Origin of the sequence: Shewanella sp. SM74, assembly GCF_025653725.1 — a bacterium.
In the GTDB taxonomy this organism is placed as follows: Bacteria; Pseudomonadota; Gammaproteobacteria; order Enterobacterales; family Shewanellaceae; genus Shewanella; species Shewanella oncorhynchi.
The window spans coordinates 85,705-110,246 of the sequence record NZ_JAKKRZ010000002.1; the positions used below are offsets into that span (position 1 = coordinate 85,705).

Here is a 24,542-nt window from a genome sequence, read left to right on the forward strand (position 1 = left end):
TATACCAAAAAAAGGCCGCAAACATAACGCGGTGATAACGATAAAACGCTCTACAAAGCGATAAAGCGACTCCAAGGGGAAGAGAGATATGATGCGATTTAAACCCAGTTTGCTAACCTTAGCGCTCATCGCCGCAGGTGCCAGTATGCACTCCTATGCGGCAGATGAAGTGACCACAGATAAGGAAGCAAAAGCAAAAGAAGCTGCTATTGAGGTTATTGAAGTTAAAGGCTTTAGAACCAGTGTCATCAAATCACTAAATGATAAACGCTTTGGAGATACCGTCTCTGAATCGATTTCAGCAGATGATCTTGGCGCCCTTCCCGATCAGTCAATCGCTGATGCACTGACTCGCTTACCAGGCGTGACCGCAGTGCGCACTGGTGGACAAGCAAGCGGCCTCAATATTCGAGGTCTTGATGGTGATTTCGTCTTTGCAACACTTAATGGACACGAACAAGTGACAACGGGCGGTAAACGCGCGATTGAGTTTGACCAATATCCATCCGAATTAATTAGTCAAGCCGCCGTCTATAAAACACCAAAAGCCTCGCTGATTGAAGGTGGCGTCGCCGGTACGGTAGAATTAAAAACAGCAGATCCCTTAAAAAGCGACAAAGACCAATCATTTAATATCAATGCTCGCGGCAGTTTTAATGACAGAGCGGATGAGATTTCCGATGCCGATCAATATGGCAACCGTCTTAGCTTTGCCTATCAAGGCAAATTCCTTGAAGATACACTCGGTGTGGCGCTAGGCTATGCCCATTTGTACCAACCTTATGTTGCCAGTCAATTCATTGGTTTACGTTTCAACGACGATAAAAAAGATGTCAATGGCGACGGTGCTGCCGAATCAATCAGTGAAGGTTTTGAGTTACAGCAAAAAGGCGGTGATGATACACGTGATGGTTATATGGCTGCTATCCATTGGCAACCAACAGACAATCTCAGTGTAAAAAGTGATTTATTCCATTCAAAATTCACTTCCGAAAACTTTGCCCGAGGCTTTCGCGTTAAGTCATTAAAAAACGGTACTATTAGTGATGCGGTTGTCGAAAATGGTTCTATGACAGGCGGAACGGTATCAACTGATGGTACTGATAACTTTGCCGTTTTTGTTATCAATGATAACGACTCAAAATATTCAGAACTGACATCAGGCTCAGTCAATATTGAGTGGAATAATGGCGGCGCATTAACTGTCGCAGGTGATGTGAGCTATTCAAAAGCCGATGGTGAGTTCGTCAACGGCGGCACTCGTGCCGTTTTATATGATGATATAGGTAATGAAGTACGCTCAGCCGAATCAATTAATTATCAACTACATGGTTTAAGCCCAGCCGATGTCAGTTTTTCAAACGACTATACCAATACCGCGACCTTGGGTTTAAAAGAAGTGGGTATGTGGCCATACGATCAACAAAATGATCTTATCGCCTACAAGTTAGACTTTAACTATGCATTAGATTCTGGTTTCTTAACTTCAGTTGATTTTGGTCTGCGCTACTCAGAACGTGAGTTTAATGCGCAACGTTCACAAGCCGGTTATGGTTTTGAATTTGGTAAAAACCCAACTAACCAGCCGGTGCTTCAAATGAACACTGACATGACAAATGTCGTCAACTTTGGCGGTGAATTATCAGGCTACCCTAACTTCCTTTCCGTTGATTTCAACAAAGCCATTGAGCTGGTTAACGCGCAGTTAGCGGCAACAGGACAATCCCCTTTCACCCCGACAGCAAATTGGTCTAATAACTGGACCATGATCCAAAGCGGTTCGGTCAATGAAGATGTATTAGCTGGCTATGTCCAAGGTAATCTCGAGTTTGACTTAGGCGATATGAAAGTCACGGGTAACGTGGGCGTGCGTGTTGTTCAAACAGATCAAAGCAGTAAAGGTCTACAACAAGTTGGCTATGGTCTAGGTGAAGCGATTACTGATGAACTTGGCGTGATCAGTACCGATTATATCCGTAACGAGATAGGTAAAACCTATACCGATTATTTACCGTCACTCAACTTAACTTTCCACCTCACTGAAAATGATCAACTGCGCTTTGCTGCAGCATCTGTGATGTCACGTCCTCCAATCGACAAGCTAAAGTCAGGCATGGGATCTTGGTATGACGATTCTGCTACACCGGGATACAAAAAATACAATGCTTGGGGTAACACCAGTCCTCTACTCGATCCGTTTTATGCAGATCAATACGACTTATCTTACGAGCACTATTTTGAAGATTCTGAAGGTGCGGTTGTCGTAGCCTTGTTCTACAAAGATATTAAATCCTTTATCAACAACTTTACAATCCAACCATTTGATTTTGAAGGTAATGGATTTATCGTCCCCGATACTATTATCGATAATGGTGTTGAATTCCCAGTAGTGAAAGATGAAGGTCAATATCAAACTGCGATCAACAACGACAATGGCGGCTACATTCGTGGTGTTGAGTTAGGTTATACCCAAGTCTTTGATTTCCTACCATCGCCACTCAGCGGTCTTGGCTTCACTGGCAGCTACTCGTATTCAGACAGTGAAGTGGAATTTACCACAGATTTAAGTGGTTCAAACTTAACCATTCCATTACCAGGTTTATCAGAAAGCGTACTCAACACCACCTTGTTCTATACTCTGGACGGTTTCGATACTCGCGTCAGCATGAGATATCGTAGCAGCTATGTTTCAGAACAAGTGGCAGTTGAATCACAACTTGCTTTCTTCGATGCCGAAACGATTGTGGATTATCAAGCTTCATACGCTCTGGAAAATGGACTTAAGTTCTTATTCCAAATTAATAACTTAACTGATGAACCGAACAAAACCTATTTTGGTGAAGAACATCAGACAGGAACAATCCAATACTTCGGTAGACAGTACTTCCTAGGGTTAAGTTACTCTTTATAAACTACCCCAAATAAAGCCTGCTTCAATTAAGAAGCAGGCTTTTGCTTATGTAGATTTCAGCATTTCTAACATTCATCATGCCAGCACGTTTTACTTCTCTATCTTTAAAAGGCTTACATTATGATCCGTCAAAACCTAATGATTGCGCTTTATTTATGCTTGGTTTGCTCTTCATTTAATACGGCCTATGCAAACACCTTTGAGCCAGATATATCAACGGACGTTAAGCTTGAACCCGCGTTTTGGTGGGCGGGAATGCAGAACCCTGAGTTACAGCTGATGCTGTATAGCCGCGAACTTCCAAGCTTACCGCAGCAGATTAAGGTTGATATACAAGGAAAAGGCATCACACTTAAAAGCCTTGAGCACACTGATAACCCTCACTATCTGTTTATCAATTTAGATCTGAGCCAAGCTGCGCCGCAAACCTTTGAGCTAATAATTTCCAACACTGACTCGGCTTCAAAAGCCGACACGCCTCTTTATCGCCTGCCCTATACGTTGCAAGGGCGTGCTAAGGGCAGCCGTGAGCGCCAAGGATTTAGCAATAAGGATGTGATTTACCTTATCACGCCGGACCGATTCGCCAATGGCGACACGAGTAATGACAATCAAGCCGATATGTTAGAGCAAGTCGCAGCTAACTCTCCCAGTAATCTCAACTATCCCGATGCTCGCCATGGCGGCGATATAGCAGGGATCAGCCAGCACTTAGCATATCTGGCAAAACTTGGCGTGACTCAGTTATGGATCAATCCGCTGCTTGAGAATAATCAAGCCCAGTATTCATACCACGGTTACTCAATTACCAATTTATACCGCGTCGATCCCCGCTTTGGCAGCAACGAAGATTATAAAGCCTTAGTCGCTAAGGCTAACAAGCTTGGCCTAGGGGTGATTAAAGATGTTGTGGTGAATCATATCGGCTCTAACCATTGGTGGCTCAACGATTTACCTAGCCAAGACTGGCTGAACGATGCCACAAAAACGCAGCTACATAATCGCAAATCCAAGCCTGACTTGATGCAGTCTGCCGATACTAAATCCAGTGCTATTAAATCCAGCGTTACCAGCCCCCGTTTCACCAGCCATAGGCGCACGACAGTGCAAGATCCCTACGCGGCAGCGCAAGATCATATTGATTTTGTCGACGGCTGGTTTACCGACACTATGCCAGATCTAAATCAAAGCAATCCAAAACTGGCAACCTATCTTATCCAAAACAGTATTTGGTGGGTCGAGTACGCAGGACTTTCGGGGATACGTGAAGATACTTACTCCTACGCCGACAAAGGGTTTCTCGCTAAATGGTCTAAGGCCGTAATGGCTGAGTACCCAAATTTTAATATTGTTGGCGAAGAATGGACCGCAAACCCCATCACAGTGTCCTATTGGCAAAAGGGCAAAATCAATGCCGATGGCTATACCTCAAATTTACCCAGTTTGATGGACTTCCCGCTATATGAAAAATTGATTGCCAGCCTTAATGAGCCAGAAAGCTGGGATACGGGTTTTATCAAGCTTTACGAGATGTTAGCCAACGATCTTGTGTATGCAGAACCTAGTAAGCTAGTGCTATTTGAAGGCAATCACGACACCAATCGTATCTTCAGTTTAGTGAAAGAAAATATAGACTTATACAAGATGGCCCTCACCTATGTGTTGACCGCCAAACGCATTCCGCAGCTGTTCTACGGTACAGAAGTGTTAATGACCAGCCCAACCGAGGGCCGTCACGATGGCGTTGTACGCAGTGATTTTCCCGGCGGGTTTGCCAACAGTGCCACGAATGCCTTTACCGGCCAAGGACTGAGTGAACCTCAACGACAAGCACAGCAATTTGTCCGTACCCTACTGAATTACCGTAAACAATCCCTTGCGCTGCAATCGGGCGATTTACTGCACTTTGTGCCGCAGGATGGTATCTATGTGCAATTTCGTTGCTTATTACATGTGCCATTATCAGCTGAACAGAAAGCCGAAGCGCTTAAGTCACTAACTCAACACAATTCTCAAGCCCAACACAATGCCTGCACTCAACCCTCGGCCGATAAAGTCATGGTGATTTATAATAAAAATGACAAAGCAGTCACGCTAGATGTAAACCGCTTTGCCAGTGTACTTGGCGATAACCGCGCCGCTACAGATATCATCAGTGGCAACACAGTTTCACTTAATCAAGCGCTAGCATTGCCCCACGCAGGTGTCACTATCCTTGAGCTTAAAGCCAGACCGCAGCTAAATACTGGCTTACCTAGCCGTCAAACCTCTAATCACATGAGTTACTCAGCTAGCGATTTAACTCCGGCTCAAACAACTCATCCAATCAAAAACTCAACCCTAAAAGGAATTCAGTCTTGAGCTTTTTATCGCCTATCGATTCCAGAGTGACTCAGTGCCCCCAAGCGGCGAAATTTCCCATAGTGGCTTTACTTATAACCCAAGCAGCGAAAGCCCCGCAGCGCCGACAGTCATCACTCAGCTTATGTTTAAACGCTCTATTCAGCGCCTCTTTATTAACTGCCTCGCTTTTTAGCTTCTCGACCAATGCAAATACATCGGCGCAGGCGCTTGATAATGAGTTACTGCCAAAGTCTGAGAGTGAGGTTATGACGCTAAAACCTGTGGTATATCAGATTATTACTCGCCTTTATGGCAATAAAAATCCAAGCAATAAACCTTGGGGCACGATTGCCGACAATGGCGTCGGCAAGTTTAGTGATATCAATGATATTGCACTCAATAGCATCAAGGACCTAGGCGTTACCCATGTGTGGTACACGGGCGTTCCCCACCATGCATTGATTGGTGATTACAGCGCTATTAGCGTAAGTACTGATGATCCCGATGTGGTCAAAGGACGCGCGGGCTCACCCTACGCAGTCAAAGATTACTACAACGTCAACCCAGATCTGGCGGTCAATCCCGCCAACCGTTTAGCCGAGTTCGAAGCGCTCATTGCCCGTACCCATCACCACGGCTTAAAGGTGATTATCGATATCGTGCCAAACCATGTGGCGCGCCATTATCAATCCGTTAGTAAACCCCACGGCGTGCGTGATTTTGGCGAAGATGATGATACAAGTCTGGAATACGCCAAAAACAACAATTTCTATTATATCCTTGATAAAGTTGATGTTAATAATGGCTCGGAGGGGGCAAAGGGACAAGCACATGCCTTTGAAGTGCCAAGCTTACCCGCAGGACTTAAACCGCTGGGCGGAGAAGCTCACCCCTTAAGTGACGGCAAATTCAACGAATTTCCCGCAAAATGGACTGGCAATGGCTCACGCTTAGCCAAGCCCGATGCCAATGATTGGTACGAGACCGTTAAAATCAATTACGGCGTACGCCCCGATGGCACCTATGACTTCCCTCGCCTGCCAGCCAATTTCGCCACTTTAACGCAGGCGCAGCATTACGCTTTTTGGCAACAACACTTAGCTGAGCTCCCAAGCTCTTGGATTAAATTCAATCAGATTGCGCAGTACTGGCTAGCAAAAGGGGTCGATGGCTTTCGCTATGATATGGCAGAAATGGTACCAGTGGAGTTTTGGAGCTATCTCAACAGCCAGATAAAACACACAAATCCCGATGCCTTTATCTTGGCCGAGGTCTATAACCCTAACTTGTACCGAGATTATATCCAACTTGGCAAAATGGATTATCTGTACGATAAGGTTGACCTTTACGACACGCTCAAAGCCGTGATGGCGGGTAAAACCAGCACAGCTAATATCGCGGCAGATCAGGAAAAAGTGCAGGATATTGAATCTCACATGCTGCACTTTTTAGAAAACCACGACGAGCAACGTATTGGTAATGCGGCATTTTTAGCATCGCTACACACAAATAAGCCCACGGCAACCCAAGCCGTGAATCCACACTATGCCCTACCCGCTATGGTAGTGTCGGCAACGATAGGCACTTCACCGACGTTAGTGTATTTTGGCCAAGAAGTGGGAGAAGCCGCCACCGACAACCCAGGATTTGGTCATGCATCACGCACCAGTATTTTTGACTATGTTGGCGTCCCTGCCCATCAGCGCTGGATGAACAATGGCAGGTTTGATGGTGGACAATCAACCGTAAAGGAAGCCACTTTGCGGGCTTATTATCAAAAATTACTGAACCTAAGCACAGGTAAAAATGTACCTGCGCTTTTAGGAGAATATTACTCACTCGATGCCGCCAACCGCAGCGCACAAACCGCCACAATGGATACTCATGGCAGTGCAACGGGTTATGATGACAGCACTTTTGCCTTTGTGCGCTTTGAGGAAAATACGACCAATAAAAAGGGCCAAAAACTGATTATTGTGAATAACTTTAATCAAACCCAAGCAAAGCCATTATCCCTTAAGCTACCAAAGCCACTTATCGACCAATGGCAGTTAACGGATGGGACCTATCCACTTAAGGATTTGCTGGAAGACAATAAAGCACAGTTGGTTGTCAAACAAGGTGAAGGACAAGTTCAGATGCAACTTGCACCGCTGTCTTCAGCCATATTCGAGCTAGAAGATTAAACGAGCAAAAAGCTAGGTGAGCTAAAAAGTGAAATCGACCGATAGCGTCATGCTAAACTGTGACGCTATCTTTTTTTAACCGTTATAATCTCAAACCTTTCTATCTTATTTGATCACCCTTTAAAAATCACAAAGGAAAGCGATGTTACTCGGCATTCACCATGCAGCGATTATTTGCAGTGACTATCAAAAGTCCAAACACTTTTATGTAACCATTCTTGGCCTTACCGTGCTTGCAGAGCATTTCCGTGAGGCACGTAAGTCCTATAAACTTGATTTACAACTGGCCGATAAGAGTCAAATTGAGTTATTTTCATTCGATAATCCACCCAAACGACCAAGCTATCCCGAAGCCTGTGGACTTAGGCATCTCGCCTTTCGCGTAGCATCGATTGAAACCGCCATCGAACATCTTCATAGCCATCACATTACCGTTGAACCCGTCCGCATTGACGAATACACAGGCAGAAAATTCACCTTCTTTAGCGATCCCGACGGCTTACCCTTAGAGTTATATGAGCTATAGCACGAGTGAAATAAGGCAACATCGCAACAATAAGATGAATAAAGCTTAATTACGCTACGGGATAGTCAGCATTAGACTCAATAAAACGACGCAGCCGTTTAACCAATAATTTAAGTAATCGATTGACTAATTTGGCGCTGTGATAAGGTCAAAGCCTACCTAGGTTAACCATTGAGGAACTCAAGATGTTTGATAATCCAGCATTATTACTATGGAGTTTAGTCTTTAGCCTCTTTGGTCTTGGCTTTTTCACCTATGGCAAACGCCAAGCGGCCCCCATCCCTTTAGTTGTTGGCCTCACCCTGATGATTTATCCCTATTTTGTCACCAATCTCGCGTTACTTATCGCCATCGGCATCGCCCTGATCGCACTGCCGTATTTTGTAAGGATATGATTTGGGGTTTATAGAAATGTGTACGGACAGAAGCTACAAAATAAATGGTGAGGCTAATACAACTTGTATACCTCTACACTCATACCACAATAGGTTGATACAAAATCTCAGGCACTCCACGCTTCTTAAGAAAATATTGCGCCGTCTTTGTTATTTTTTCAGTATGAGAGACTGTTTTCACCTGATAATAACCGCTTAAAATTCGCTTAGTCAGCATGACCGCGAAATCATAATGTTCCTGTTGATAAGGTTCTATTACTTCATTTGTTGGAATTAATTCATTTAGCTCATTCATTTCTAACCAATCCATCGCTTCAGCAAGCCAAAATAGCTTTATGGCAATGGCTAACTCGCATAATGGATGATCCGCAATTGCAATAGGAATCTCATTACCATCATCCCAATTATAATGGTCCAATAAGGCATACAATTCATGTGCTGACGAGATAGTTTTTACAAGGTTTACCGCCTCTTCAACATCCTTGATGTCATAAACAATTCTATCAATAATGTCTGTCATTATATTTAAGTCCTTAATGCTTCAATCAGCCCATTTAACATAGGGTAAAGGAGTGATAAGAACTTAATACAAAGCCCGAAGTAGAAATATCCAAAACATTGAAACTCCTTTTCATTCACCTCACCCCTGATAAATGGGTTCAACTATTCTCGGCAGATGGTTAAACGGCGCACCGCAAAAATCCCCAATAGTGAAAGTATTAATAGCGATAAGCTGCCACCGCCGCTGTAACCTTGTTTATGTTCTATGGTGGCGACGTGCTCTTCCTTAACCCGAGTTTTAAAACGGGCAAGCTCGTCATCTAAATTGACTATCATGTCGTTCACCGCAAGATCAAAACCCTCGTAGGATTTCTCTCTTAGGGTTGTCGTCACGCCAACAGCGGTTGAACTTTCAGTTAACTGATTAATACCTGGCGCCCTAAATAACATCTTCTGGCTACGCATATCGAAAACGGCGGTATCAACAAAGGTTTGAATCGCATTTTCATTACCGGGGATTAAATACATACCCACGATAGTCCAATAAAGGATGGCGGACTTGTTCTCGTGGCTTTGCATCAATTGATCGTAAGAAACCAATGCCATCACATCGACATCATGCAGGCGAGCAACCTGCTGCAAGGTTTCAAAACCTTTACCATTTTTAAGATAGGTACTTGGGATCACTTCGATACGATCGATATAGTCATATTTAACAAAGGATTTTTTAACCTTATCAAGTAATGCCATCTGAGTTCGGCTATCAATTGCATCGGCTTGCCAATGGGACGAAGGCAAGAAAGCGATGCCGACGGTAATAGGTAAACGCAGCACAGGTAAGGATGGCTGCTGGGCTTGGCGACTCTTCTCATCAGGGTATAAATATTCAACTAAGCTACTTGATACCGCATTTTTCTCCGTAGTATTACCGTTAAAAAATGCACTACAACCACCCAGTGAAAGCATTGCGAATGAGGCTATACCACAGGCTAATACCTTAAGTTTCATTTGTTTCCCTACCGTATCCATACACTTGCTGTTAATGATGAAAACTGAACCTACAACTAATGTAGATTTTGGGTTACCTTATCCATTCATCAGAGTAAAAACAAGCTGTTATGTTCACATATCACAGCATTAATCTTCCTTGATTAGATTTTAAATACAAAAAAGCCGCACTATAAATGCGGCTAGTCAATAGGTACAACCATTCTCTAAAATACAACTTAAGTCAAAAGTTAAGCGTATTTACGCACTTTTTTAAGGGCGATTTGTTGTTTTAGCATGGATAAATGTTCGATAAATACTTTGCCATGCAAATGGTCGATTTCGTGCTGCAACACTATGGCTAAAAACTCATCAGTCTCGATTTCGATAGCCTTGCCAGTTCTGTCTAAGGCTGTCACTTTAACCTTTTCAAAACGTGACACTTTAGCGCGATAACCGGGGATAGACAGACAACCTTCTTCACCGACGAACTCACCTGACTTTTCAACAATCTCAGGGTTAATCAGCACTAAAGGCTGGTCGCGACCGTCAGATAAATCGATCACGATAATGGCATCTGTACTGCCGACTTGAGTTGCCGCTAAACCTATACCATCGTCCGTGTGATACATGGTTTCGATTAAATCATCGATAAATCCCTGAACAGCTTCAATATCTTTTACAGGTTGCGCTTTACGTTTAAGGCGCTCATCGGGAATAGTTAGAATATCGAGTACAGCCATGCCAGTTATCTTCTCTCATCGAGTCAAAAAAATTGGCGCTATTATGGACTATTTGACCATTTACACAATATTTAAGCTAAAAACAGTTTAAATATTTTGTTAGTAATCGAGCTAGCCGATAAAAATATCGAGAAGTGCTTAATCCTTTAAATGCCAAATACTCTCACATCTTCCGCTAAGCCAGGCTTTACCGTTACACTAGCGTGAACTCATCAAGCAAAAGTTTTTGAGCGTGATTCTTTGTGAGTCATACCAATCGTATTAAATATCTGTTCATTCAGCGAGAATTCAACGCGCTTTAGACAAGGCGAAGGCTTGAAGGCATAGTGGTGCTCTGTCGAAAGCCTTAAACGCAGTATAAAGCGTTTTGAAACCCGCCCTTTGGGAGCCTCACAGGTATCCCACTCCGGTGTTGCATTGACTTAAAAGAGAATAACGATTTCTGCGTCAATGCGCCTGAGATTTAAATACCTGTGAGGCTTTGAACTGATTAGATATTTAATGTGATTGGTATCAATACCATTAAGCTGAGGGTTAACAATTCAATGGCATCGTTTCCTAAAGAAAAATCACCACTGTATCAATACCTTGAACAAGATAAACAGAGTGTAGCGAAAAAACAGCCCCAAGCAGTGGATTTGTCTCCTATGGCGAAAATCTGGCATATCGTCGCCATGATCCCGCAGGGTAAAGTCAGCAGCTATGGCAAAATAGCTGATTATGCAGGATTACCGGGACGAGCGCGTTATGTGTCAAAAGCGCTGAAAGCAGCTCCCGAACATTTGTCACTCCCTTGGCATAGGGTACTCAATAGTCAAGGCAAAATATCCTTCGAGAAAAATTCAACCTTCTTTCAAGAACAGATGGAATTATTAAGAATTGAAGGGATAACAGTGAACTGCGGCAAAATTAGTTTGTCTGAATACGAGTGGCGCCCGGATCTGGTGACTTTAGTCATGGCAATGCCATTTTAGTTTAATATATTGATCCATAAACTATTTACATCTCTATTTACAGAAACGTCGTCCTCGGCTATAACCTGCTTACAGTCGATCCGATAATTGATTTATGCTCAACTGATTGACCCAGAACTGTGTAAGTAAGCATGCTACTCGACACTTTTTTATCAACCACTACCGACCGTTCTGTAGTGATACAAGGTGAAAACCTGCGACCCAAGGAGCATTCTTTGCGTACCATTCCCACATTATTAGTGAGTTTTACCGTCCTCACTCAAAGTATGTTTGCCATGGCAGCGCCAACGCCGCTAACACCGCAGACGGCCGAATACCAAGTCAACTATGGAGACATTGAATTAGGAAAAGCCAAATACACGCTACCCAATGCCGAAGATGGCGTGTTTAAGTATCGTTTTGATAGCGATCTCAGCCTGTTATTGTTAACCGATGTGCGTCACATCTTGAGTGAATTTACTCAAAATGATTCGCAGCTCAGTCCTTTGCGTTACTTACAACAACGCCAAGGTGTCGGGCCTAATTACACGGAGCAAACCGCATTCGCCAAAGCTCAAGGCTTTATTCATACCCGTTACAAAGATGAAAAAGGCAAGTTTCCCTATGATGATAAAATCTTTGATCCTCTTATGGTGCAGTTGCAATTTAGGCTAGATATGATGGCAGGCAAAGAAGTGCTCAACTATAAGATGGTCAAGGATAACGAAGTCGATGAATACAAGTTTCATGTGATCGGTAAAGAACGAATGAACATCGACAGCGGCAGTTACGACACAGTCAAAATTGAAGTCGTGCGTGACAATAAAAAACGTCAAACCTTCTTCTGGATGGCGCCTGACTTAGCGTATTTGCCCGTGCGTCTAACTCACTTTGAAAAAGGCAGTAAGCAGCTCGATATTAAGTTACTTAAATATCACTTCGATGAAGTGCCGCACCAAGAAACCATACCTGCAGACATTGCAGAAAAACTGCTAGTGCCTAAACTGCTCGGCACGACTGAGGGTTAATCGGTAAGGCATTGAGTTAAGATGAATTAACTTAACCCAATGATACAAAGCCTTCGCATAAAAGTACTGAACTAAAGCCAAACTAATATCGAATAAAACCCAACCGAACGAATATCTAACCGAACTATGTCTAACTGAACTTAGGGCCTACCTCTAAGTTCGGTTTCGGTTAATGTTCATCGCTAATGGTTCATCACTGATTGCTAGAAGGTATGTTAGATACTGAATCGAACTTTTTAATAAAGTGACCTGAACAAAACAAAATCAACCGTAAATCCGCTCGCCCTCATTATTTAGCTCAACGGCATAGCATCAGAGATCGATTAACAGCTCACCCAATCTAAACAGCTTCCAGTTACCCGGCTGCATAACGCGCCACTGTTCATTCTCGGTCAATGGGCGAGTCGCAATCACAGTCACCACATCATGGGCGGTAGTTTCCTTATCAAAATCAATCACCACATCGGTATCGATAAGTTTCGCTTTACCAAACGGCGCGCGGCGAGTGATGTAACATAAGTTATTACTGCAATAGCTCATCAAATACTCGCCATCGCTCAATATCATGTTGAACACACCTAAGGCACGGATTTGCTCGGCCAACGTTGCGACGTAATGGAAAACTGCCAACATATCTTCAGGTTTAGTACCGCCAAACTTCTGGGCGACTTGTTCCAAAATCCAGCAGAAAGCAAGTTCGCTATCGGTATCGCCTACGGGTTGATAGCGCGAGACATGAAACTTGGGCAGATAGTCCGTCAATTGACCATTATGGGCATAGGTCCAATAACGTCCCCATAATTCGCGGGTAAAAGGATGAGTATTCTCTAAAGACACACAGCCGCGGTTCGCTTGGCGAATATGGCTTATCACCACTTCACTTTTAATCGGGTAGGATTTGATCAATTTTGCAATATGCGATTCGCTACTCGGGCAAGCATCTTTAAAAGTACGGCTACCTTTCCCCTCGTAAAAAGTAATACCCCAGCCGTCCACGTGGGGACCGGTTACACCACCACGTTGTGCTAATCCCGTAAAACTAAACACAATATCGGTCGGCACATTGGCGCTCATCGCAAGTAACTCGCACATATTTCTCGCCTATCATCAATCAAAAAAACTACTTATTGGCATTGTAACTAGTTGATGACATTTGTGGAATGATCAAAGCTGACAAATAATTTAAACAATTGTTTGAAAAATACTTGTATTAAAATTCTCTTAGGTTTAACTTTTATGCGACACAGGTCTGACCACAAACTATAATTGTGATCGCAATCAATAAAACACTCTATGACCTGTGGTTGGCACTCGGTCATATTTAAGGAGAATTACAGTGACTACCCTACTTTGGATCATCGCCATGATCTTAGTGCTAGGAGCCCTAGCTTACCTTCGGGTATCTTTGCTCACTGCCACTATTACAGCCGCTGTTGTGATGACAGCAGGATGGACACTCGATGTTGTCGGCCCTATCTCTTGGATCGTTTTCCTCGTGATCGCGCTGCCGTTAAATATCAGTGCATTTAGACAAAATGTGATCAGTCGTCCACTGATGAAGGTATATCGCGGCATCATGCCGGAAATGTCTTCAACAGAGAAAGAAGCGATTGAAGCCGGCACCACTTGGTGGGAAGCCGATCTGTTTGCGGGTAACCCGAACTGGAAAAAACTCCATAACTACCCAGTTGCGCGTTTAAGTGCAGACGAACAGGCCTTCCTCGATGGCCCTGTTGAAGAAGTGTGCCGCATGGTGAATCAACACCAAGTGTCACATCAACTTGCCGATCTGCCTGCCGACGTATGGCAATATCTGAAAGATCACGGTTTCTTCGCCATGATCATTAAGAAAAAATACGGCGGTTTAGAATATTCAGCTTATGCCCAATCTCGCGTGTTACAAAAACTGGCGGGGTTAAGCAGTGAGTTGGCTTCAACTGTTGGCGTACCTAACTCTTTAGGCCCTGGAGAGCTGCTGCAACATTACGGCACGCCAGAGCAACAAAACCATTATTTACCGCGTTTAGCCAAAGGCTTAGAAGTCCCCTGTTTTGCACTGACCAGCCCAGAAGCCGGTAGCGATGCAGGCTCGATTCCTGACTTTGGTATTGTGTGTAAAGGCCAATGGGAAGGCGAAGAAGTTCTGGGGATGAAGCTGACTTGGAACAAGCGTTACATCACTTTAGCCCCTGTCGCGACAGTATTAGGCTTAGCCTTTAAACTGCGCGATCCAGAGCATCTCCTTGGCGATAAAGAAGAACTCGGCATCACCTGTGCTTTGATCCCTACCGATGTGGAAGGAGTAGAAACGGGTCGTCGTCACTTCCCGCTCAACTGCATGTTCCAAAACGGTCCGACTCGCGGCAACGAAGTATTCGTACCATTAAGCTTCATCATTGGCGGCCCGAAAATGGCTGGTCAAGGCTGGCGCATGCTGGTGGAATGTTTGTCAGTGGGCCGTGGTATCACACTGCCATCAAACTCAGCTGGCGGCGTGAAAACCGCAGCGCTGGCAACAGGGGCTTATGCTCGCATTCGTCGTCAGTTCAAATTGCCTATCGGTAAGCTTGAAGGTATCGAAGAGCCAATGGCACGCATCGGCGGTAACGCTTATCTGATGGATGCGGTAACCACGTTGACCACTACAGGTATCGACTTAGGTGAAAAACCGTCGGTTATCTCTGCGATTGTAAAATATCACCTGACAGACAGAATGCAGAAATGCGTTATCGATGCCATGGATATTCACGGCGGTAAAGGCGTGTGTCTTGGCCCCAATAACTATTTAGGCCGTGGCTACCAAGCTGCGCCTATCGCAATTACTGTTGAAGGTGCAAACATCCTTACCCGTTCTATGATCATCTACGGCCAAGGCGCAATTCGTTGCCATCCGTATGTACTCGCAGAAATGGAGTCAGCGTTTGATACTGAATCGGGTCAAGGTTTAGCTAACTTCGATGCAGCTATTTTTGGTCACATTGGTTTCGCGACCAGTAACTTCATCCGTAGCTTCTGGTTAGGTCTGACATCAAGCCGTTTCTCTAACGCGCCTTATTCAGATAAAACCAAGCGTTATTATCAACAGATGAACCGTTTCAGTGCCAACCTTGCCCTGCTCTCTGACTTAGCCATGGCAACCTTGGGCGGCAACCTTAAACGTAAAGAACGTATCTCTGCCCGTTTAGGTGACTTACTGAGCCAACTGTATCTGGCATCAGCCACGCTGAAACGCTATGAAGATGAAGGCCGTCAAACCGACGACTTGCCATTAGTACAATGGGCAGTTGAAGATGCGCTATATAAGCTACAAGCTTCTTTAGACGATTTACTGGATAACTTCCCTATGGGCCTTGGTGGCGTATTACGTGTGGTGATGTTCCCATTCGGTCGTCCACTGAAACGCCCAAGCGATGTGTTAGATCATAAAGTTGCTAAGATCATGCAAACACCGTGTGAAAGCCGTAACCGTTTAGGTAAAGGCCAGTTCTGGACTAACTCTGAGCACAATGCTGTGGGGATCCAAGAACAAACACTACTCGACATCATCGCGTCTGAACCGCTACATGACAAAGTCTGTAAAGCCAGTGGTAAACGTCTACCATTTATGTGGTTAGATAAAGTTGCCGCAGAAGGTAAAGCCTTAGGTGTGTTAAGCGATGCCGAAGTACAATTACTAGAAAGAGCGGAAATTGGCCGGATGAAGTCAATCAACGTTGATGACTTTGACCCAGCAGAACTGCGCCCAGAAGTGGTTTCAACCACTTCACAGGAACGTGCTGCGTAATCCACTCAGTAAGATTTAAACCACAAAAAGGAGGCTAATTAGCCTAATGCCGCTCGATTAACTGTGAGCGGCTCTTTTTTTATGGTAGCGCTTTGTAGATAACCTCCCTTGGAAAGAATTTACGCTTTCTCAATAATTCGTTACCCATTTTCCCTCAATACTTAAAGTTTACTTGGCACCGTCCCAAGTGTTCAACTAGAACGCCATACGAACTCATCTTGAACAAAACATAATACATTGATAAAGCTTACTATTAATGATAAGGCACCGTGATGCTCTACCATTATTTTCATTTCCCACTGGACTGATTGTGACGCTCACCGCCAATCATTTAAAAGACAATAAGTCAAAATTGAACATCCTAAATGCAGAATTTAATACTATTGCAGTCAAAGCACGTTAAAGAGAGCTCAAATTATTTAAGATAAATCTAATGTTTGCGGATTTGTACTACAGCTTATTTTACTTGATGTCGCTAGATTGCTCCGTTTTCTTGATTTTTCTCCATAGGTGATGAGGGAAGAGTCATATTTAACAGTGGATATATCAAATAGATCATTTCAGCTTACTGTTCATGCTGTTGTCATCTGCGTCATTAAAGCTAAGCTCATTAGTATTTAGCTCAGTTATCTAAAGGATTTATATGGTTGAACACATTACTGGCATGCTAGCGCTAATTGGAGTGCTATCGTTATTTTGTCAATGGCTTGGCTGGAAACTGCGGTTACCAGCGATTTTACCCTTGTTGCTATGTGGGCTCACTTTAGGCCCTGGGCTTGGATTCCTCAATCCTGATACGATTTTTGGTGATTTGCTTTTTCCGATAATTTCCCTCGGGGTCGCCGTGATTTTATTTGAAGGGGCTTTGACTCTTAACTTCAAAGAAATCAAAGATCATGGTCGTATGGTGACGCATCTTGTGACTATCGGTACCGTGATCACTTGGGCCTGTATCAGTACGGCCACCTTTTATTTACTGGATTTTAGTTGGGAAATTGCATTGCTCTTTGGGGCGCTAGTGGTAGTGACTGGGCCTACCGTTATCGTGCCAATGCTCAGAAGTGTGCGTCCTAAATCCCAGCTGGCGAGTATTTTGCGTTGGGAAGGTATAGTGATTGACCCAATAGGCGCGCTGCTCGCAGTGTTAGTCTTTGAATACATAACCGTTGCCAGCGATCAAACGACGCATGTGCTCTATGCCTTAGGCTCTATGTTGTCCCTCGGATTAGGACTTGGCGCAGTAGCGGGTTATCTAACGGGACAAATCTTAAGACACAACCTATTGCCACACTATCTGCGTAATACCGCCGTTTTGACCTTAATGCTGGGTATCTTTGTCGGCTCGAACCTATTACAAGAAGAATCGGGCTTATTGACTGTGACGGTTATGGGCATTTGGCTTGCGAATATGCGTGGTGTGGATATTGCTGAAATCCTTGAATTTAAAGAAACATTAACCGTTCTGTTGATTTCAGCACTGTTTATTTTACTGGCGGCGCGATTAGATTCTAACGCCATGCTCGGCTTAGGCTGGGGTGGACTGGGTGTTTTAGCTGTGACCATGTTATTGGCACGACCGCTGAGTATTTGGGCTTCTGGTATAGGCACATCTCTGTCGAAAGCGGATAAGTGGTTTTTATGCTGGATTGCCCCTCGAGGCATAGTTGCTGCTGCGGTATCGTCATTGTTTGCGATTAAGTTAGAAGCCAATAATGTGCAGGGCGCAGATGCGATTGTACCCTTAGTGTTTTTAATTATTATCGGCACTGTGGTGGTCCAAAGTTTAACGGCGGGACGTTGGGCGCGATTCCTCGGTGTCAAAGCCGATTCTGCCCAAGGTTTATTGATCTTTGGTGCCTCTAAATTTTCCAGAGAGTTAGCGAAAATTTTAAAAGCCAAAGATGTCAAAGTGCTACTGGCTGATAATAACTGGGATAATATTCGCCTTGCGCGTATGGATAATATTCCAGTGTATTTCGGTAATCCTGTTTCGGAACATGCTGAAACTTATATGGATTTAACTGGAATTGGCCGCGTGTTGATTATTTCACCTTACCGACAGTTAAACCCGTTAGTGAGCTTTCATTTCCAAGACTTTTTTGGTGCTAAAAAAGTTTTTGGTCTTAATAATACCGAAGTTGGCAGTGCGCGCCACCAGCTCTCTGAAAGTTATAAGCAACGTTTATGTTTGTTTGGTGATGCAGTGTCTTATGCCAAGATAGCCAGCCTAATGGCGAAAGGCGCTCAACTTAAAGTAACGAATTTAACCGAAAACTTCAGCTTTGAACATTTTCGTAAACGTTACGGTGAGACGGCAATACCACTGGTTTACCTGACAAAAGAAGGTAAGGTCGTCGTTGTTTCGGGTAATGATACCGTATTTCCGAATGGCATTGAGCTTATCAGTCTATTGCCAATTGAAGCCTTAGAAGAAGCCAAAGTGCAGCAAGCGATTGCAGAGCGAGAAGCACAAGAGAAAACGACAGCAGAGTCATTACAAGCTAAGGAAGATACATTAGTAAAGTACTAATTGAGGTTTACGACTTAACCTAAATTCGGAATAAGAGAATGTAAACTAATGGCCCTCCACGTGATGGATCTTTCGATCCAACAGGAACTATCTCACTCCGAAGGGCCAATACACTAATTAGTTGAAATATTTTGCGATGTCGATGATTTTTTTGCTGTTTCATCACAGAATGGAAGAAAACGCTGTTAACGGATGGAGCACGCTAAGGTCAATATGCTGACCGTGTGACGATCATCATTACCTTCTTAGCACCCAACCATAATCATTTCAAAATTTTTACATTGGCTATTTAGCTCACTTTTACAAATCAGCTTTTCCCCAATTTACTGAGCTACACACGTTTTCTTGAGATAATACCCAGTACTTTAATGCTTCTTTACAGCATATTTCTCCAGCCTTAAAAGTGTGCCAGCGGGCATCAAGTATATGGATTGCATTAGTATAAAAGCATTCTATCCAGACGTTTATCATAGATAAGTTAAATAATCGCCCTCAAATAGAGCACTCCAAACACAGTAGTACGCGCATAGCGTTTTGCTCAATATGATTCTGAGACTCATCGCTATCAATTAAAAGACGCTAACGCTGAAATTAATACTATTACAATGATGGCGCGTTAAACCGATTTCAGATTAATGAGTCTCAGTCATCCAATTTGGGCCTGTGAATATAATTTTCAGAATGCAAAAAGCCGCTAATTGCTTAGCGGCTTTTTGACTAAATATGGCGGAGGAGCAGGGATTTGAACCCTGGGTGGGCTATAAACCCACGCCGGTTTTCAAGACCGGTGCATTAAACCACTCTGCCACCCCTCCGAACGAGGCGCATAATATAAGTAAGTCTGTTGACTGTAAAGCACTAACTCTCAATTATGCGCCAATTGTTGCTATTACACTCAATCCGCTGGATTTTGCTTCACATCGGACATTATGCCTACCCGTGCGGGATCTGGCTTAGTGAAATGTTTGGCAAAGTCGCCCCACTCTTGTTGACTCTTAAGTATATAGCCGGCCACCACTAAGATAGCGCAACATAGGATACCCCAACCAATCGCCACTTCACCAAGACTTGCCCACATAGCGACTAAGCTTGATGCACCAAAGGCAATGCTGATCTGTAAGAAGTTCTGTAATCCTGCGGCTTTAGCAGCATTCTGACTAAACTGCTGTAGCGCGCTGTTCACGACTATCGGGTAAATGGCGCCATTAGCTGCGGCCAAAATCGAGAACGAAATAAGCAGTGGGAAAATCGTGCTCGCGGGATAAATCAGCGTGAACATGATGATCGAAATAACGCAGGCTGCGAAAATCGACAACAAGATATTCAGTGTTTGATGCCCGCCAATGCGTTTTATCAGTAACTTACTCGCATAACCCCCGACAATAAACATGATGGTTTGCGGGATAAAACTTAACCCAATTTCAGTCGCTTGATAACCGTGCATTTCCATCACAATCGGCCACACAGTTAGGTAGGCAAAGAAAGCACCGGAACAGGCACCGAAGATCACGACGTTGCCTAAATAGCGGGTGTTTTTCAAAATTTGCCCATAAGATACAGCTGCATGTTCACTGTGTTTATGTTGACTCTTGCCTGGAACAAAGTACAAGGTCATCAATACCAGCAGAAAAGCGATAACACACAAGGAGATAAAGATTGCACGCCAGCCTAATTCGTTCAGAATATAAGCGCCAAGGATCGGTGCTAATGCAGGTGATAATGCGACCAATGGCATAATGTTGCTGAAAATACCTTGGGCTTTATCGGCATCATATTGTTCAACCACAATAGCTTGCCAAATAACCCCTGCGCTACAGGCGCCAATGGCTTGGAAGAAGCGCGCGGTATTGAGCATTAATATAGAATCACTGTTGGCAATAAACACGCTAGCAATGGCAAATAAAACAAGGCCAAAGATCAGTGCCCAACGTTTGCCGATTTTATTGACTAACGGGCCGTAAAGCAGCTGACCTAAGGCAAGACCCGCAAGGAAACAGGTCAGTGACATCGCCACCTGTGATGGTGTGCTGTTAAATGAGCCTTCAATTGCTTTGAAAGCAGGCAAATACATGTCAGTGGCAATAAAGCCAAGCATGCTCAACATGGCTAAATAGAATAGAAACATAAAGAACTTTATGTTTACAAAGGTGTTACTAGACGTTTTCATAAAATAATCGGGTCAGATTGACTAAAGTGTGCAGTCTAAAGACTTGTTAAATTTATTGGAAACGTTTATTTTTGACTTGTGCTATCAATTATTTTCATTGGAATGGACGTCAGTTATGCTCTCAGAACAAGCGCTAGAACTCATTGATATTGTGGCTCGTGTAGGTAGTTTCACCGCGGCGGCGAATCGGCTACATAAAGTACCCTCTGCCGTGAGCTACGCGGTCAAGCAAATAGAAGAAGAACTCGGCGTCATTCTTTTTGAACGGCATCATCGCAGCGTAACGTTAACCCCTGCGGGTGAACATTTTGTGAAGCAAGCCAGAACCTTGCTCACGCAGATGGACGAGATGAAACGTGGCACTCAGCGTGTGGCAAATGGTTGGCAACCCACCTTGTCCATAGCCCTTGATAATATCGTCCGTGCCGACAGGATCAGCGTATTAATTGCTGACTTTTATCGACACTTCCATGATATTGAATTAATTATTCGTATTGAAGTCTTTAACGGTGTTTGGGAAGCGCTCGCCACGGGTCGCAGTGATATTGCTATTGGCGCGACAACCGCAATTCCAGTCGGTGGCGTTTACCAATATAAAGACATGGGGGATATTGAGTGGGCGTTTCTTGTTAGTAAAAATCATCCCTTGGCCAGTATTGACCGCCCATTAAGTGACGATGAGCTGCGCCCTTTTCCTTCGATTTGTTTAGAAGATACCTCTCGGGAAATTCCAAAACGTATGACTTGGTTACTAGAGAATCAACGCAGGTTAGTCGTACCTGATTGGATCCGTGCCATTAACTGTTTCCGTGAAGGTTTAGGCGTCGGTTATATGCCAGTGCATTTAGCGAGCGTGTTTATTAAGGCGGGTGCGCTCGTTGAAAAACAACTGGAAAATCCAAAGCAGACAAGCCCTTGTTGCTTGGCCTGGAATGCTGACAAGATGTCGCCTGCGCTCGCTTGGGTGCTGGAATATCTTGGCGATACTGAAAAATTGCACAAAGAGTGGCTGGCTTAAGCTTGGTTTAAACTCAATATGTTGATCTAGTCATTGAAATCAGCGTTGAGTGTGATTGTGTACCGTCTGCTTATGTACAGACTAAGTCTTTACCTTCATAGTGGATGAAGACGCAGATACAAGAATCTTATTTTTTATGCTTTGCAGTTAAATTTGAAATAAATAATTGAGTAAAATTTTGAAGATTAACAATTTGTTATTCATGGTTCTATGACTTTCACCCGTATCTCATGTACGGTATCATTGCACCAGTTAAGTTCATTTTAGGATTTTACGGGAACTTAGTGTGCCGTAAAAAATCAAAATGATCAGTTTGGAAATGTGTCAACGGAGATCAACATGACCCAAGAAACCTTATATTCGACGAGTGCGTCAACACTGGAAGTGAACAAACTTCTTAAAAACACTTATATGCTGTTATCGATGACATTGGCCTTCTCTGCCCTGTGTGCGGGTTTGGCAATGGCATTAAATATCAGTCCATTAGTCTCCATTGGTTTATCGATTGGTGGCCTAGTACTGTTGTTTGTCACTTTACGTAAAGCCGAGTCTGCAGCGGGTATCTTCTGGGTGTTTGCCTTTACGGGTATAGAAGGTGCTTCACTGGGCTACATGCTCAATCACTACGCGGGTATGGCAAACGGTCCACAGCTGATCATGCAAGCACTGGGGTTAACGTCAGTGATTTTCGTTGCGTTATCAGCCTATGCAGTGACCACTAAGAAAGATTTCTCTTTCCTACGTGGATTCTTGTTCGCCGGCTTGCTTGTGGTGATCGCCGCCGCTGTGATTAATATTTTTATGGGTAACAGTGTTGCCTTTATGGCAATTAACGCGGGCTTGGCGTTACTGATGACAGGTTTTATCCTGTTTGATACTAGCCGTATCGTCAATGGCGGCGAAACTAACTACATTCGCGCGACTATCTCGTTATACCTAGACTTCTTAAACCTCTTCATCGCGCTGTTGCACCTGATGGGCATAGGCAACGATGACTAATCCTAGTTAGCGATTTTTAGCTTAACTTGCGTTAGAATGGCCCTACTTTTAGGGCCATTTTTATTTTAAATGAGCAAATTTATTATCCAAGTGAACGGGCCCGCTTATGGCACGTCGGCGAGTGTTAACGCCTTACGCTTCTCCCAAGCTGCACTTTTAGCTGGGCATCAGATTATCTGTGTGTTTTTTTATCAAGATGGCGTGTATAACTCCACAGATTTAAGCTTACCCGCCTCCGATGAAAATGATGTGATCAGTGACTGGAAACAGCTGGCGCAATCCCATCAGGTCCCGTTAGTCAATTGCGTTTCTGCAGCGCTACGTCGTGGCATTGTGAGTCAGCAAGATGCCAGCGAGAATGGCCTAAGCCACTGGAATGTGGGCGAGTCATTTATCATGGGCGGTTTAGGTGAGCTAATCACAGGTATTGAATCGGCCGATCGTTTGATCAGTTTTTAACTCTCAGGGCTACTATGAAAAAATTGTGTATTCTATTTCGCTGCTCGCCACATGGTACTGTTCGTGGCCGCGAAGGTTTAGATCTTGCCCTGCTTAGCGCTAGCTTCGAACAAGAAGTGAGTTTAGTGTTTGTTGATGAAGGTGTGTTGCATTTGATTAAAGATCAACAGCCTGAGCTTATTGGTGCTAAAGATTACATCTCCACCTTTAAAGCACTGCCGCTGTATGATATTGGCTCTGTATTTGTCTGTAAGCAATCCTTAGCCGATTACGGCTTAAGCCATGGCTTACTGTCGATCCCAGTGACAGTGGTCAACGATGAAGCCATCGCAGCCCATTTAAACCAAGTGGATGAGGTCTTAGTATTCTAATGATTTTACATCATATTCAAACATCTCCCAGTCGAGATAGCGCGCTGAAACTTTGTTTACGTTACGCCTGTAAGGAAGATGCAATTTTATTATCGAGCGATGGCGTTAACGCGTTACTGCTGCGCCAGTGGGCAATGGCATTATCGCCCTTCAAGTTGATGGTCTTAAAAGACGATGTTGTCGCACGTGGCCTATCCGAACGTTTAAAGAACGTGATGCTTATCGATTACAATGAGTTTGTGGCTCAATCATTACTCCATGACAAGGTGATAACGTGGTAAATCCATTGCAATTTAATGGCGCAGAAATCGCCCGTGACCATCAAGGTTATTTAAAAAATCTTAACGATTGGCAACCCGATATGGCCCTGTTGTTAGCGGCAGAAGAGCAAATTGTACTTACGCCAGCCCATTGGGAAGTGATTAACTTTGTTCGAGATTTCTATCTCGAATATAAAACGAGCCCTGCTATCCGTGTATTAGTTAAAGCCATTGGCCAAGCCTTAGGACCAGACAAAGGCAATTCAAAATACTTATATACCCTATTCCCGATTGGACCTGCGAAACAAGCAACGAAAATCGCGGGCCTGCCCAAACCAGCTAAGTGTATTTAATGGCATAGGGTTAAGTCATCACGTAAAC

At 43.9% G+C, this 24,542-nt stretch carries 20 protein-coding genes, 1 tRNA gene and 1 pseudogene; 16 read left to right on the forward strand and 6 right to left on the reverse strand.

What is annotated here, in order from left to right; genetic code table 11:
• Positions 1-88: 88 nt before the first annotated feature.
• From L5M49_RS02475 to L5M49_RS02495, 5 genes are all read left to right on the forward strand, one after another.
• Positions 89-2,911, forward strand: a complete 2,823-nt coding sequence (locus tag L5M49_RS02475) for a TonB-dependent receptor (RefSeq protein ID WP_263265389.1) — start codon at positions 89-91, stop codon at positions 2,909-2,911.
• A 120-nt stretch (positions 2,912-3,031) separates the two neighbouring features.
• Positions 3,032-5,272 (forward strand): glycoside hydrolase family 13 protein, encoded by a 2,241-nt coding sequence (locus L5M49_RS02480; protein WP_263265390.1) that lies wholly within the window; start codon positions 3,032-3,034, stop codon positions 5,270-5,272.
• A complete protein-coding gene (locus L5M49_RS02485) occupies positions 5,269-7,440 on the forward strand; it encodes an alpha-amylase family protein (protein ID WP_263265391.1) in 2,172 nt (723 codons plus the stop codon). Before L5M49_RS02480 ends, L5M49_RS02485 begins: the two co-directional genes overlap by 4 nt.
• 142 nt (positions 7,441-7,582) lie before the next feature.
• On the forward strand, positions 7,583-7,966 hold the full coding sequence (locus L5M49_RS02490) for a VOC family protein (protein ID WP_113939623.1): 384 nt from the start codon (positions 7,583-7,585) through the stop codon (positions 7,964-7,966).
• Positions 7,967-8,151: 185 nt separating this feature from the next.
• Entirely contained in the window at positions 8,152-8,361 is a 210-nt protein-coding gene (locus L5M49_RS02495; RefSeq protein ID WP_168825107.1) for a hypothetical protein, read from the forward strand.
• Between the two features lie 79 nt (positions 8,362-8,440).
• Here L5M49_RS02495 and L5M49_RS02500 read toward each other — a convergent pair whose 3' ends face one another.
• The 3 genes from L5M49_RS02500 to def all read right to left on the reverse strand — a co-directional run bounded on the left by L5M49_RS02500 (position 8,441) and on the right by def (position 10,592).
• Entirely contained in the window at positions 8,441-8,881 is a 441-nt protein-coding gene (locus L5M49_RS02500) for a DUF4274 domain-containing protein (protein ID WP_263265392.1), read from the reverse strand.
• A 143-nt stretch (positions 8,882-9,024) separates the two neighbouring features.
• Complete coding sequence (rhlP, locus tag L5M49_RS02505) at positions 9,025-9,870, reverse strand: rhombotarget lipoprotein (RefSeq protein WP_263265393.1); 846 nt, start codon at positions 9,868-9,870, stop codon at positions 9,025-9,027.
• A 230-nt stretch (positions 9,871-10,100) separates the two neighbouring features.
• Positions 10,101-10,592 (reverse strand): peptide deformylase, encoded by a 492-nt coding sequence (gene def, locus L5M49_RS02510; RefSeq protein ID WP_011789520.1) that lies wholly within the window; start codon positions 10,590-10,592, stop codon positions 10,101-10,103.
• 545 nt (positions 10,593-11,137) lie between these two features.
• Here def and L5M49_RS02515 point away from each other — a divergent pair.
• Together L5M49_RS02515 and L5M49_RS02520 are read left to right on the forward strand one after the other, a co-directional pair.
• The gene (locus L5M49_RS02515; protein ID WP_028760045.1) at positions 11,138-11,566 is read left to right on the forward strand and encodes an MGMT family protein; all 429 of its coding nucleotides are present in this window, start codon (positions 11,138-11,140) and stop codon (positions 11,564-11,566) included.
• 215 nt (positions 11,567-11,781) lie between these two features.
• Complete coding sequence (locus L5M49_RS02520; protein WP_263265394.1) at positions 11,782-12,573, forward strand: DUF3108 domain-containing protein; 792 nt, start codon at positions 11,782-11,784, stop codon at positions 12,571-12,573.
• 312 nt (positions 12,574-12,885) lie between these two features.
• Here L5M49_RS02520 and L5M49_RS02525 read toward each other — a convergent pair whose 3' ends face one another.
• Complete coding sequence (locus L5M49_RS02525; RefSeq protein WP_105252419.1) at positions 12,886-13,665, reverse strand: class II glutamine amidotransferase; 780 nt, start codon at positions 13,663-13,665, stop codon at positions 12,886-12,888.
• 244 nt (positions 13,666-13,909) lie between these two features.
• Here L5M49_RS02525 and fadE point away from each other — a divergent pair, with 244 nt between their 5' ends.
• The 3 genes and pseudogenes from fadE to L5M49_RS02540 all read left to right on the forward strand — a co-directional run.
• Positions 13,910-16,357 carry an acyl-CoA dehydrogenase FadE gene (gene fadE, locus L5M49_RS02530; RefSeq protein WP_198573281.1) on the forward strand — a complete coding sequence of 816 codons (2,448 nt, stop codon included), beginning with the start codon at positions 13,910-13,912 and terminating at the stop codon, positions 16,355-16,357.
• A gap of 643 nt (positions 16,358-17,000) precedes the next feature.
• Positions 17,001-18,887 (forward strand): cation:proton antiporter, encoded by a 1,887-nt coding sequence (locus L5M49_RS02535; protein WP_263265395.1) that lies wholly within the window; start codon positions 17,001-17,003, stop codon positions 18,885-18,887.
• 126 nt (positions 18,888-19,013) lie between these two features.
• Positions 19,014-19,361, forward strand: a pseudogene (locus L5M49_RS02540) (IS982 family transposase); the annotation flags it as partial.
• Positions 19,362-19,611: 250 nt separating this feature from the next.
• Here the strand turns inward: L5M49_RS02540 and L5M49_RS02545 are convergent.
• Both L5M49_RS02545 and punC read right to left on the reverse strand, forming a co-directional pair.
• A tRNA-Ser gene (locus L5M49_RS02545) sits at positions 19,612-19,702 on the reverse strand.
• Positions 19,703-19,782: 80 nt separating this feature from the next.
• Positions 19,783-21,054 carry a purine nucleoside transporter PunC gene (punC, locus tag L5M49_RS02550; RefSeq protein ID WP_263265396.1) on the reverse strand — a complete coding sequence of 424 codons (1,272 nt, stop codon included), beginning with the start codon at positions 21,052-21,054 and terminating at the stop codon, positions 19,783-19,785.
• Positions 21,055-21,169: 115 nt separating this feature from the next.
• Between punC and punR the strand changes: the two genes are divergently transcribed.
• From punR to L5M49_RS02580, 6 genes are all read left to right on the forward strand, one after another.
• Positions 21,170-22,072: a DNA-binding transcriptional activator PunR gene (gene punR, locus L5M49_RS02555; RefSeq protein WP_028759950.1), complete on the forward strand. Its 903-nt coding sequence runs from the start codon at positions 21,170-21,172 to the stop codon at positions 22,070-22,072.
• Between the two features lie 339 nt (positions 22,073-22,411).
• Complete coding sequence (locus L5M49_RS02560) at positions 22,412-23,071, forward strand: Bax inhibitor-1/YccA family protein (RefSeq protein WP_263265397.1); 660 nt, start codon at positions 22,412-22,414, stop codon at positions 23,069-23,071.
• A 69-nt stretch (positions 23,072-23,140) separates the two neighbouring features.
• Positions 23,141-23,530, forward strand: coding sequence for a sulfurtransferase complex subunit TusD (tusD, locus tag L5M49_RS02565; RefSeq protein ID WP_028759948.1), 390 nt, complete (start codon positions 23,141-23,143; stop codon positions 23,528-23,530).
• 14 nt (positions 23,531-23,544) lie between these two features.
• Positions 23,545-23,901: a sulfurtransferase complex subunit TusC gene (tusC, locus tag L5M49_RS02570; RefSeq protein WP_028759947.1), complete on the forward strand. Its 357-nt coding sequence runs from the start codon at positions 23,545-23,547 to the stop codon at positions 23,899-23,901.
• Positions 23,901-24,182 (forward strand): sulfurtransferase complex subunit TusB, encoded by a 282-nt coding sequence (gene tusB / locus L5M49_RS02575; RefSeq protein WP_105252497.1) that lies wholly within the window; start codon positions 23,901-23,903, stop codon positions 24,180-24,182. The genes tusC and tusB overlap by 1 nt, the downstream gene beginning before the upstream one ends.
• Entirely contained in the window at positions 24,176-24,514 is a 339-nt protein-coding gene (locus L5M49_RS02580) for a TusE/DsrC/DsvC family sulfur relay protein (protein WP_105252498.1), read from the forward strand. The genes tusB and L5M49_RS02580 overlap by 7 nt, the downstream gene beginning before the upstream one ends.
• Positions 24,515-24,542 lie beyond the last annotated feature (28 nt).